Source organism: Paenibacillus amylolyticus, assembly GCF_047302515.1.
Lineage (GTDB): Bacteria > Bacillota > Bacilli > Paenibacillales > Paenibacillaceae > Paenibacillus > Paenibacillus amylolyticus_G.
This window is the reverse complement of record NZ_CP168019.1, coordinates 5,028,667-5,041,300: the sequence shown is the minus strand read 5'-3', so window position 1 is coordinate 5,041,300 and position 12,634 is coordinate 5,028,667. Positions and strand designations below refer to the sequence as shown.

10 protein-coding genes are annotated in these 12,634 nt (G+C 47.9%); 8 read left to right on the top strand and 2 right to left on the bottom strand.

Going from position 1 to position 12,634, the window contains the following annotated elements; translation table 11 throughout:
- Positions 1-90: 90 nt before the first annotated feature.
- A complete protein-coding gene (locus ACDJ59_RS21955; RefSeq protein WP_413405769.1) occupies positions 91-225 on the bottom strand; it encodes a hypothetical protein in 135 nt (44 codons plus the stop codon).
- Positions 226-348: 123 nt separating this feature from the next.
- Between ACDJ59_RS21955 and ACDJ59_RS21950 the strand changes: the two genes are divergently transcribed.
- The 3 genes from ACDJ59_RS21950 to ACDJ59_RS21940 all read left to right on the top strand — a co-directional run bounded on the left by ACDJ59_RS21950 (position 349) and on the right by ACDJ59_RS21940 (position 3,692).
- Entirely contained in the window at positions 349-678 is a 330-nt protein-coding gene (locus ACDJ59_RS21950; protein WP_017690603.1) for an ArsR/SmtB family transcription factor, read from the top strand.
- A gap of 167 nt (positions 679-845) precedes the next feature.
- Positions 846-2,570, top strand: a complete 1,725-nt coding sequence (locus ACDJ59_RS21945; protein WP_413405767.1) for a SulP family inorganic anion transporter — start codon at positions 846-848, stop codon at positions 2,568-2,570.
- A 132-nt stretch (positions 2,571-2,702) separates the two neighbouring features.
- The gene (locus ACDJ59_RS21940; protein ID WP_413405765.1) at positions 2,703-3,692 is read left to right on the top strand and encodes a phosphotransferase; all 990 of its coding nucleotides are present in this window, start codon (positions 2,703-2,705) and stop codon (positions 3,690-3,692) included.
- Between the two features lie 100 nt (positions 3,693-3,792).
- Here ACDJ59_RS21940 and ACDJ59_RS21935 read toward each other — a convergent pair whose 3' ends face one another.
- Positions 3,793-4,512, bottom strand: a complete 720-nt coding sequence (locus ACDJ59_RS21935) for a response regulator transcription factor (protein WP_413405763.1) — start codon at positions 4,510-4,512, stop codon at positions 3,793-3,795.
- Positions 4,513-4,769: 257 nt separating this feature from the next.
- Between ACDJ59_RS21935 and ACDJ59_RS21930 the strand changes: the two genes are divergently transcribed.
- The 5 genes from ACDJ59_RS21930 (at position 4,770) to ACDJ59_RS21910 (ending at position 12,556) form a co-directional block, all read left to right on the top strand.
- A complete protein-coding gene (locus ACDJ59_RS21930; RefSeq protein ID WP_413405761.1) occupies positions 4,770-5,990 on the top strand; it encodes an ABC transporter substrate-binding protein in 1,221 nt (406 codons plus the stop codon).
- Complete coding sequence (locus tag ACDJ59_RS21925; RefSeq protein WP_413405759.1) at positions 5,983-6,942, top strand: NHLP bacteriocin system secretion protein; 960 nt, start codon at positions 5,983-5,985, stop codon at positions 6,940-6,942. The genes ACDJ59_RS21930 and ACDJ59_RS21925 overlap by 8 nt, the downstream gene beginning before the upstream one ends.
- A gap of 43 nt (positions 6,943-6,985) precedes the next feature.
- Positions 6,986-9,142: an NHLP family bacteriocin export ABC transporter peptidase/permease/ATPase subunit gene (locus ACDJ59_RS21920; protein WP_413405757.1), complete on the top strand. Its 2,157-nt coding sequence runs from the start codon at positions 6,986-6,988 to the stop codon at positions 9,140-9,142.
- Between the two features lie 25 nt (positions 9,143-9,167).
- A complete protein-coding gene (locus tag ACDJ59_RS21915; RefSeq protein WP_413405755.1) occupies positions 9,168-12,086 on the top strand; it encodes an NHLP bacteriocin export ABC transporter permease/ATPase subunit in 2,919 nt (972 codons plus the stop codon).
- A 101-nt stretch (positions 12,087-12,187) separates the two neighbouring features.
- Positions 12,188-12,556: a hypothetical protein gene (locus tag ACDJ59_RS21910; RefSeq protein WP_413405753.1), complete on the top strand. Its 369-nt coding sequence runs from the start codon at positions 12,188-12,190 to the stop codon at positions 12,554-12,556.
- The last annotated feature ends 78 nt before the right edge of the window (positions 12,557-12,634 follow it).

Here is a 12,634-nt window from a genome sequence, read left to right as displayed (position 1 = left end):
TTTTTCGTTCTTTTTGCCAAAGGGCTATGGGGAGGCGTTACAGTCTATTGTCCAGCTTCATGTGCTGAGCTTTTTATGATGTTAACCATTTTACGCTGAGCATCCCTGGCTTCCGTCCAACGGTTTGTCAGCTGCCCAGATCCGCCGGATGACATCATACCCTTCCACAGCGAGCATAGGGTCGCGGGTCTCGTAATCGAATATGACCGGATTATCCAGCACCATATCCACACAAGGTGATCAATCTTAATTTTTCCATCAAACCGTTTATGGTTAGAGTAAAGCATGGTACCCGTTCTATGTTATGATATTTGCATCTTCAAAAGTTCGATTGAAGGGGCATAGCGTATGAATCAGAGCATACAACAGTTTAAAGCGGATTTTTTCAAAGCGTTGGCACACCCGATGCGGATTCAGATTCTGGAGCTGCTCAGTGAAGGAGCCAAGAATGTGAATGAACTGCAAAGCATTCTGGGATCGGAAGGCTCTGCCGTTTCACAGCAACTGGCTGTATTGCGCAGCAAAAACGTTGTCCACGGAATCAAAGAAGGGACAACCGTCACCTATTCGCTGCGTGATCCGCTGATTAAGGACCTGTTGGCAGTCACCAAACAGATTTTTGACAATCATCTGGTTGATGCCATTTCCATGCTGGAAGATATTCGTAAAGAGTCCTGACACAATAAACAAGAGCAACTGGGTGTAAGCTCCGGAGGTTCTTGTTTTTTTGTGTTAGGTTCCTTGCTGGAATTGTGCGTAATCCGATTGACAGGACGTATGCAGGGGAGTAGTCTTTTAAATATATTCAAATATTCAAATATATGAAGAAAAGAAGGTTTTTGTACATGAAATGGATGGGGAGATATGCAGGGTACAATGCTGCCGCTTTTCGCAAAGATCTGTTATCAGGACTGATTGTAGGTATCATTGCGATTCCACTCGGTATGGCCTTTGCCATCGCTTCCGGGGTCAAACCGGAGTATGGATTGTATACCACAGTAATCGCAGGGATTCTCATTTCCTTGCTGGGTGGGTCCAAGTTCCAGATTGGCGGGCCAACGGGGGCATTCATTCCGATCCTATTTGCCATTGTGATGCAGTATGGATATGAGAATCTGCTGATCGCCGGAATGATGGCCGGTTTGATGCTTGTACTAATGGGCGTATTCAAGCTCGGGGCATTAATTAAGTTTATTCCAAAGCCGGTGACTATCGGTTTTACGGCAGGGATCGCCGTCATTATTTTTAGCGGACAAATAACGAACTTTCTGGGACTTCGAGGCATCGAGAAACACGAGGATTTCTGGTCCAATATGAAAGAAATCGGGATGCATATCTCGACGATTAATATATACAGTGTGCTTACAGCTGGAATCTGTCTGGCTGTTCTTCTGCTTGTGCCCAAGTTTGCACCAAAGGTGCCTGCATCACTGGTGGGGCTGGTTCTTTCGACGGTAGTCGCGGCGTTCTTTTTTGAAGTGCAGGTGGCTACAATTGGTTCGTCCTTTGGCGCCATACCTAACTCTTTGCCTCAGTTTCATGTGCCAGAGATCACTTGGGAGCGTATTGTGAACTTGCTGCAACCCGCTCTTGTCATCGCCATGCTGGGTGGAATTGAATCGCTGCTATCCGCAGTTGTTGCCGATGGCATGACCGGAAGTCGGCATAACAGCAATCGAGAGTTGATTGGGCAGGGGATTGCTAATATGGTGACGCCGTTTTTTGGTGGTATTCCTGCAACAGGAGCGATTGCACGCACAGCAACAAATATCAAATCCGGCGCAGTATCGCCATGGTCTGGCGTGATTCACGGTGTAGTGGTTTTGCTGGTACTTGTTCTCTTTGCGCCATATGCATCCCACATTCCTCTTGCCAGTATGGCTCCCGTTCTCATGCTGGTTGCTTGGAATATGAGTGAACGGAGATCCTTCATACATGTCATGAAAACCAAAACGAGTGATTCACTCGTTCTGCTGATTACGTTTTTGCTGACCGTATTTACAAGTTTAACAACGGCTGTAGAGGTTGGGTTAATTCTGGCGGTCCTTTTATTTGTTAAACGGATGAGTGAGATGTTGAAGGTTGCCAAAGTACTACCCGATCCTGATCATAAACATGAGAAAGTCATGGCCCACATGGTTCGGGAAGGACATGACTGTCCGCAAATAAGCCTCTATACAATTGAAGGGCCACTTTTCTTCGGCGCAGCGGATATGTTCGAGAAGTCGGTCATGGATTCGATTCATCGGCGACCAGGCACTCTGCTGTTGCGCATGGGCAAGGTGCCTTTTATGGATACAACAGGTGAATCCAATCTGGCCCGTGTTGTCAAACATATGGAGAGATCCGGGGGTAGGATTTTACTTTCAGGCATTCAGGCGCAACCTCTGGAGCTGCTGAAGAGAACAGGTTTGATTGAACGCATTGGTTCGGATCATATGTTTGAGCACACGGGTGAAGCCATCAATTATGCATTAGTGTATCTGGATGTTCAGAAATGTAGGGGGTGCAAACATTTTGCCTTTCGTGAATGTGCTGCATTGTCGAGAGAAGGAGCTATAGGAGTCTAAAGAGTATTTGTTTATCAAAATATATATTCTGGAAAATAAACGAAAAATATACTATGTTATAGGTTGATAGGTGAAAGGATTACATCGTTCATCAGATGAGAAATAATCATATTAAACCGAAGGAGCAACCATATGTCCATTCAACCGACTGCTTTACGTTCAGTGCTTAACCCCAGGTACCTGGAGTCTGCATTGAGGAATCAATATGACATTGGAACATGGGAAGATTGTTTGTTTTGGCTTAGAGGATTGAATGATACCTACCGGGTTCGCACGTCCAGTGGCATGTATATTCTCCGTATCTACCGCACAGAAATTACGGAGGCAGATGTTCAGTATGAGCTTTCGTTATTGTCTCAACTGAAGAACGTTCTAGGTTCTGCGGAACATACCGACATTGGAGAATACATCGAGAAGAAAGATCATACGGGATATACGGTGTTGGAGGCTGCGGAAGGCAAACGGGTTGCTGTAATGTTTCGGTATATTGAGGGTACGGAGAACAATCTGGAGGATGAGGAGTCTTGTTACGCCTTTGGCCAATCTGCCGCTGAATTGCATGAGGCTATGGATCAGGTGAACATGGAGCTGCCACGATATGAGCTGGATCTGAAGTTACTTATTGACGAACCCCTTGAGCGAATTATCCATTATATCGGTGAGAACAATGAAGCAGCAGCATTTCTCCATACGTTTGCCACAACGTTAAAAGAACGCATCGTTGCCACTTCCAGACAAGACCTGGACTTTGGTCTGTGCCATGGCGATATGCATGGGAATAACAATGCGTTTCAACAGGAACATCAGTTCATCCATTATGACTTCGAGTGGGCAGCTAAAGGCTGGCGTGCCTATGATTTAGCTCAAGTGAAAGTTCGAAAAAGGCAGTCTGATGAGCGAAAAGCAGCATTATGGGATGCGCTAATGGCAGGATATCGTTCAGTCAGAAGTTTCTCTGTCGAAGATGAGCAGGCGGTTGATCTCTTTATTGTTGCTCGCCGATTCTGGGTGATGGGACTAGATGTTGCTTTTATTGAGAGTGATATGGGTGCGCTGGACTATGGTTCGGATTGGCTGGATAGTTTCGTGGAAGAGTTCCGGGAAGCAGATATCGTTAGTTAATCATTCAATGAAAAAGAGAATATAGTTACCATCATCATGCCGCCATTCTGGCGGCTTTTTTAGTTTGAATGAACGTACATGCTTGTGTGCTGTAATACGTTTACTCTGCAAATTCAGCAGGCTTGTCATTGAATTTGTACCCGACACCCCGAATTGTACGGATATAGTGTGGCTTGGCCGGGTTTTGTTCCAGCTTCTTCCGCAGATTATAGATATGTACCATAACTGTATGCGTATCGCCCATATGCACATCATCCCAGAGCAGCGAGAAAAGCTGTTCATTTTTGTATACGCGGTTAGGGTTCTTCGCAAGATGGAACAATAATTTGAATTCCTTGGCCGACAAAGCAATGGGTTTGTCACCGACGAGTACACGATGGGTGGCTGGGTCGATGAGTAGTTGATCAAATACCAGCGTTTCATCCACCTGTTCCTCTTGTTTCTGTGGCATGTTGTTTCTCCGAATGTGAGCCTTGACTCGTGCAATCAGCTCAATTGGACTAAATGGTTTGGAGATAAAGTCGTCCCCTCCCAGCCCAAGTCCGATGACTTTGTCGGTAGCTTCGTCTTTGCAACTTATGAATAAAATAGGCACATTACTCGTTTTGCGAATCTCGCTACAGATCTGAAAACCATCCATCCCAGGCAACAGCACATCTAGGAGTACAAGATCAGGTGAATGCTCCTGTGCAGCTCGAAGTGCCTCCACGCCATTGTATGCAGATACGGTCTGAAAACCTTCCCTTTTCAAAGACATCGTTAACAATTCATTGATTTCATGATCATCATCGACAATCAAAATCGTGTTTTTCAAAGACATAGGGCGTTCATTCTCCTTATGTATATCGCTTTGGTCAAAGTCCGTATCCTTCCAATCGTTCGTCGAAAGTCCTCGATGTATTCTGTTTCAAGTATCGCATGTGGACCGGGATAAGTCGATTGGATACACAAAATTTGATATGAAATTGAGGTTAACTTGAATTTCAATTTATGGTCTTCAAGATTCGGCTGCTTCTATAATTAATGATATTAAAACTTGGGCGTTCCAAGGTTGAGCTCTGGAGGGAGATAGGTCTAGTGAATGGTAGTGGGGGGAATCGCCTGAAATGGGTGTTGTGGAGTGTGGCACTGCTTGGTGCACTGGTAATCAGTGGGTGTTCATCTGACACTGCGCCAGACCAGATCAGAGAAAAGACGCTTGGAAGCTCATCAAATGAAGTTATCGTGGGAGCTGTATGGCCTTTTGAGAAGCAGAATGAACAATTCCGTGAAGGGCTGCAGTTGGCGCTGGAGCAGATTAACAAAGAGGGTGTTTTGGGAGGGGAAAAAATTAAATTGCTGGAGATGGACGATGGCGCTTCCACGACAAAGGGCATGGCCATTGCGCAGCAATTTGCCGATAATCCCTCCGTCAGCGCGGTCATTGGGCATCGGGGTTCTTCCGTAACCGTACCGGCTTCACGCATATATGCCAATGCGGGCATTGTACTGTTGTCTCCGGCATCGACCTCGCCCAAACTGACCGATGTGAGCAGTCCTTATATTTTTAGAAATATACCAAATGATAATCAGATCGGGCAATCCCTTGCCCTGTATGCTGCGGGCACGAAACATGAGAATATCGCAATTTACTATACCGATGACGAGTATGGTAGAGGGCTCGCGAATGCATTTGAACGTCAGGCTACCCTATCCGGACAGAATGTGGTTGACCGCGTATCCGGTTATAAGGACGGAGCCGACATGATGCGGATTGCGAATAAATGGGAGACACTGGACACAGATCTTATCATGATCGCGACAAGAGCGGACGAGGGAATTACATTTGTCAAAGCGATTCGTGCGGCGGGTATGGATACTCCTATCATTGGGGGAGATGCACTTGATTCGGCTGAGTTTGCACAAGGCGGCGGGTCCGTAGAAGGCACAATCGTGGCTTCCGTATACGATGATCAGGGACAATCGACCCTCAATCAAGATTTTCGATCAACCTACATTGAACACTATGGTAAGGCACCGGACAAATGGGCAGCACAGGCATATGATTCACTGAAATTACTCGCTGCGGGTATAGATGAAGCAGGTTCACGAAGTCCGAGAGCGATAGCAGAAGCTTTGTCCGACCTTACATCTTGGGAGGGGGTTACGGGGGAACACTTTTTTGATACCCAAGGTGATGTTCAGGGAATGAGCATTGTGATGAAGAAGTTACAGCAGGGCAAATTTCAGACCCTGAATGAGACGCTCGTTTCAGATTCATCACGAGATTCAGCGAAAGGGGGAGGTCAGGATGAATAAACAGGTTTTTCGAAAAGTAGCCCTTGAGCGGCTGTCTTCTCCTGAACAGCTGGATAATCTGGTACGTGTCACCTCTCCCCGCGGCTGGTTGATGCTCATCGGAGCAGGTTTAATTCTGGCAGCTGCGCTGTATTGGGGAATCTTTGGCACCATGACCACGAGGGCAGAAGGACAGGGTGTATTGATTCGACCGGGCGGCCTAAAAACGGTACACACCTCTTCAGAAGGCGCAATCTCCGATATTGCAGTAGTGGAGAATGATACGGTTCAGCAAGGAGAGGTGATTGGTCGGATCGAGCAACCGGCATTGCTTGACCAAATCAGGCAAACGAAGCTTGCTATCACCAATCTGCAAAGTGCCTCATCTCAAGGCAAGTCAGGACGTGTTGCGGAGCTGGGCAAGTTAAAACAGCAGCAGGAGCAACAGTTACTGAACTATGAGTACCAGACTCAAGTAGTCAGTCCTTACACCGGAAAGGTCACCGAGGTGTTGGTTAAGAATGGAATGTATGTGGGTGAAGGAGCGGAGATGTTCCGGATGGAGACCTACGGGTCTCAGACGGATGAATTAATAGGGGTTATGTATGTGCCCGTAAATCAAGGCAAGCAGTTACTTCCGGGCATGGAAGTCCGTGTCTCGCCAAGTACCGTCAATCGTGAAGAATATGGCTCTATGATCGGGCAGGTCGTTTCGGTATCTGAATTCCCCGTAACGGTACAGGAGTTACAGTCTACATTGGGTAACGAGGGTCTTGTGGAGCAGATGGCCTCGCAAGGTCTCTCGCTGGAAGTGCGAGTGAATCTCTCGCCTAACTCGGAGTTGTCGAGTGGGTATAACTGGACAACGAAACAAGGTCCGCCTGTGCGTCTGAATAGCGGAATGACGGTGGATGGAACCATTACGGTTCATTCGCAGCGACCGATTGCAACCGTCATTCCCTATTTCAAATGAGGAGTCAATATAGTCGAACAGGCATAGGGAGGATGATGGAGTAGTGGCCCGAAGAAGAGTGAAAACGCCGACGGTATTACAAATGGAAGCTGTAGAATGCGGAGCTGCCTCACTGTCGATCGTACTTTCCTATTACAAAAGTTTCATTCCACTGGAGGAGCTTCGGATATCCTGTGGCGTGTCCCGTGATGGCAGTAAAGCGAACAATATTCTCAAGGCAGCAAGGCAATATGGAATGGAAGCCAAAGGGTACCGTAAAAATCCCGAGGATCTGAGAAACATGCCATGGCCGGTCATTATCCACTGGAACTTCAATCACTTTCTGGTATTGGAGGGCATTCAGAAGGATCGGGTGTTCCTCAATGATCCGGTTACGGGCCCGCGGGAGATTACCTTTGAGGAATTGGATCAGTCGTTCACTGGTGTTGTACTGACGATGAAGCCTGCACAGGGTTATGTCCCACAAGGCAAAACGTCAAATCTGCTTAGCTCTCTCTCCAGTCGAATCAAAGGTTCGGAGAAGGCACTGGTCTATGCGATTATAGCAGGATTGTTTCTGGTTCTGCCCGGTTTGGTCATTCCGGTGTTCAGCAAAATCTTTATTGATCAGGTGTTGCTGGGACATCTGAACAATTGGTTATTTCCGCTTCTGGTTGGTATGGGAATAACGGCGCTGCTTCGTGCATTGCTGATTTGGCTGCAGCGCTACTACTTGCTCAGACTGGAGATGAAACTGGCTTTAAGCTCATCCAGTCGTTTTTTCTGGCATGTACTCCGGTTGCCGATTGAATTTTTTTCCCAACGGCATAGTGGAGACATCGCATCAAGGGTGGCCATCAATGATCGGGTCGCGCAGCTTTTGTCTGGACAGCTGGCAGTCGCTGCACTGAATTGTGTCATGATTCTGTTTTATCTGCTCCTGATGTTGCAGTACAGTGTATTGCTAGCTGTAGTTACGGTAGGGGTATCCCTGCTTAATGTTATATTCATGCAATTCATCACGCGTAAGCGCAACGATCAGAATCTGCGGCTGTTGCAGGAAAGCGGCAAAATGCAGGGTGTCTCCATGAATGGACTTCAGGTTATTGAGACGTTGAAGTCCAATAGCTCTGAGTCTGATTTTTTCGTCAAATGGTCAGGTTATCAGGCAAAACTGTTGCAATCCAATCAGCAATTTGGCGTATCAAATCAGTTTCTGATGTCTGTTCCCACACTGTTGACCAGTCTGGGGGCTGTTGCCGTGTTATTTTTTGGCGGTTTTCAAGTCATGGACGGGGCGTTGACCATTGGTTCGTTGGTTGCTTTTCAAAGTCTTGCGGCAAGCTTCAGTCAGCCTGTGAATGAGATGGTCATGCTGGCAGGAACGATTCAGGAAGCAGGAGGCAGCATGAAACGTTTGGATGACGTGTTGCAATATCCGGTGGATCGTCAGATTCAATCGGATCTGGATCAAGCAGACGAACAGAAGGACAGTGCCAAGTTATCCGGTCAGGTACAGATCAGTAATCTGACATACGGATACAGCAAGCTGGAGGCACCGTTAATTGACCAGTTTAATCTGTCTATTCAGCCAGGCATGAAGGTGGCTCTGGTTGGCGGTTCGGGCAGCGGAAAATCCACGATTGCAAAGCTGATTGCCGGAATATATGAACCGTGGGAAGGTGAGATTCGATTTGATGATCTGCGTCGGGATGAGATCTCCAGGCATCGGATGGGCAATTCCCTGGCCGTTGTGGATCAGGAGATTGTACTGCTTGAAGGCACGATCAAGGAAAATATTACATTCTGGGATGCAACGATTCCAGAGACGGATATCGTTCGTGCAGCCAAAGATGCCGTCATTCATGACCATATCGCAGAACGTAGCGGTGGGTATGACCACATGATTTCGGAGAATGGCGGTAACTTCAGCGGAGGACAGCGGCAGCGGCTGGAAATAGCCAGAGCCCTTTCAGGCAATCCGTCGATTTTGATCCTGGATGAGGCGACGAGTGCACTTGATCCGGCAACAGAGAAATTGGTCGATGACAGTCTTCGGCGCAGAGGTCTGACCTGTATTACGGTGGCTCACCGTTTGAGTACAATCCGGGATGCCGATGAGATCATTGTACTGGAACGCGGGAAGATAATTGAACGGGGAACGCATACGTTTTTGATGGAGCAAAACGGATATTACACCCGTCTTATTCAGAGTCAGTAACAGGGATGCAGAAGGGGGTGAAAGCGTGGCAGAGCCGATCAGGCCGAAAATGGAGTCATTTTTTACAAAGGTTGGAACGATTCATGATGTGGAAGGAAATAACCCTATTCTGATCACGGATGAGAACAGTGTGTGGTACGTGGCTTCCGGTTACGTGGATGTATTCGCTGTAGTCATGGAAGGAGAGAACGCCGGAACAAGACATAAACGCCGTTATATGTTCAGTCTGGATGAGGGAGCGCTCTTGTTCGGCTTTGACAATGGTCAGATGGTGGAGCGAATGGGCTTGTTGTTAACAGCGTCTGTCGGTACCAAAGTATTCCGGATAGATAAGGAGTTACTCCTGAACCGAAGAGTAAACGACCAGTGGGATAACGAGTGGCTGGCATCCAGGGTAGATCAGTGGGTTGGTAGCTGGTCGGCAGCACTGAATGTACGGAATTCACCACTTGAATTTACACTGTTGGAACCTGGGGAAGATCAGAATCTGATACCTGATCAGACCTGGAGGCCGATGCGTACCGTATGGATCAAAGTACAGGATGGCATGGTACTCTGGGGGAAAGAACATCCCGTTACTACAGAAGATGCTTGTTACATACCCGTAACGTCCTCGGGCTGGCTGGAAACGCAACAAGCGGCTGTCGTCGATGTAAGAGCAACACAGTCCTGGTTACCCACAGATCCGTCACTTCACGGGTTATATGCCTTCCATCAATTAATCGCCAGCAGGCTTGCAGTTGTGGTTGCCAAGGAACGCTTGCAGGAACAGGAACGCTTGCAACAGCGTACGGAGCATGATGATTCCTTAATGGACCATGCGCTCAAAAAACTGATTGCCGTTACCGGGCCGGATGAGCAGCAAGTTGTCTCCTTTTATTCTACCGATCCTCTTTACCCCGTAGGCAAGATCGTTGGGGACTATGCTGGTATCGTGCTGAAGCCTGTTACACGGAAATTAAAAAGCCAATCGAAGCGTTCGCCTGTCCAGGAGATGGCGGAAGCTTCCGGTGTGCGTTCCCGCCAGGTCGCACTTAAAGGGGAATGGTGGGAAGCGGACAATGGACCGCTTGTTGGATACCTGGAGACATCAGGCGAGCCAATTGCATTAATCCCAGCAGGGGCCAATTCTTATCGCTGGGAGAATCCATTGCACGGGGGAAATGGGTTCGTTAATGATGAAATGGCGGCTACCATACAGCCGATGGCGTACATGTTTTACCGGCCTTTTCCTGCCCGTGAGCTTGGCATCAAAGACCTGCTTCAGTATGGTGCTCACCACTCGGTTCGTCGGGATCTCGTGATGGTGATTTTGATGGGGGCACTGGCTGGATTACTGGGCATTATGGTCCCGCTCGCCAGCGGTATTCTGGTGGATACCATTATACCGGAGTCTTATCGAGGGCCATTGGTACAGATGGCCTTTATCCTCATCGCGGTCGTGTTATCGATTGCCTTGTTCCGACTCGCAGGTTCACTTGCCGCGCTGCGTATGGAAGGACGCGTGGAGAATGCGGTTCAGGCTGCCATCTGGGATCGATTGCTGAATTTGCCGGTTTCGTTCTTCCGAAACTATTCAGCCGGGGATTTGGCTTCCAGAGCGGGAAGCATCAATGCGATTCGGCAGCTGTTATCCGGTGCAGTAATCAGTTCGCTGCTAACAGGTGTGTTCTCCATTTTTCAATTTGCATTATTGTTCCGGTATAGTCCTGTTCTTGCATTGGTGGCGGGTGGTCTTGTCCTCATCTCCATGTCATTTACCTTTGCGTTTGGCCTGCTACAGGTACGTTACCAGCGCCGATTGTTGGAGCTTCAGGGACAGATTGCCGGAACAGTACTTCAGCTATTGAACGGAATGAGCAAATTTCGGATGGCAGCAGCCGAGAACCGGGCTTTCTTCTTGTGGGCTAGGGCATTTGCGGAGCAGAAAAAGTGGTCCTATAAAGTTCGGATGCTGGATAGCTTCTCCAGTGTATTTCAAGCCTTTTTCCCATTGCTGACATCAATGGTGCTGTTCTACCTGGTGGTATCTACCCGTTCAGAAATGTCGGCAGGACAGTTTATCGCCTTTTTCGCTGCATTTACCAGCTTCCTTATGGCCATGCTCGGTATGGCTACAGCACTATTATCCGTGGTGAACATTGTTCCATTATATGAACGAGCCAAACCCATTCTCAAAACGTTACCTGAAATCCATGATCAGTTGGAAGATCCGGGTGAGGTGAGTGGAGCGATCGAGATTCGCCATATCCAGTTCCGGTATGAAGAGGATCAGGCACTTGTGTTGAACGACCTGTCGATGGATATCAAATCAGGACAATATGTAGCCTTTGTCGGGGCATCAGGCTGTGGAAAGTCTACGTTGATGCGACTGTTACTGGGTTTCGAACAACCTCAGAGCGGCTCTATTTATTTCGATGGTCAGGATCTGCGTTCCCTCGATATCAGCTTGCTTCGCAGTCAGTTCGGCGTGGTGTTGCAAAATAGCAAACTGATGTCCGGTGATATTTTCACGAACATCACAGGAACGTCGAATCTGACGATTCAGGATGCTTGGGAGGCCGCAACCATGGCTGGATTCGATGATGACATCCGCAGCATGCCCATGGGAATGCACACCGTAATTTCTGAAGGTGGAGGTACCCTGTCTGGTGGACAACGGCAGCGATTAATGATTGCCAGAGCGATTGCCAAACGGCCGAAAATTCTCTTTTTTGACGAAGCCACGAGTGCATTGGACAACCGGACACAGCGTATTGTGAGCGAAAGCCTAAGCAAGCTTCAGGTGACACGAATTGTGATTGCACACCGGCTCAGTACGATTACGCAGGCGGATCATATCTATGTATTTGATAAAGGAAGAATCATTCAGTCTGGCACCTATCAGGAGCTGATGGAGCAGAACGGGCTCTTCGCGGAACTGGCCAGCCGTCAGCTGGCCTAAGATTTGAACTAAACTTGAAGTAACCTTGAGCGTTGCTTGAAACTGGGCTGTTATGCTGAATAAGGTAAGAAACCAAATCGATCTATTGGAGGAATCATTACATGAGTTGGACAGAAGAGCAGATTCAAGAAACGGTAAACGCAGTTATGACTAAGGCAAGTTCGGATGCAGCATTCCGCGCATTGGCTGTAAGCGACATCTACGCAGCAATTCAACAAGAAACAGGTCAAGAAGTACCACGTGAGTTCAAAATCAATGTAGTGGATGGAACAGGTTACCACGCAACGATTGTATTGCCAGAAGCACGCGGCGAGGCGGATGAGTTGACAGAAACCGAGCTGGAATCTGTGGCTGGTGGTAGCAAAGACGGAGCAACTGATTTCTTCAATGGCGTGGGTAGTATTGCCGAGGATGCTGCAAGAGCAGCCATCCGTGTTGGAGAGAATGTTGGTAATTCTTACGCGAAATAGTTCTTATCCATACTTATATTAAAAAACATTGAATGAATTGGAGTGCGATCCCCTACCCAGGTAGGATCGCACTCCAAA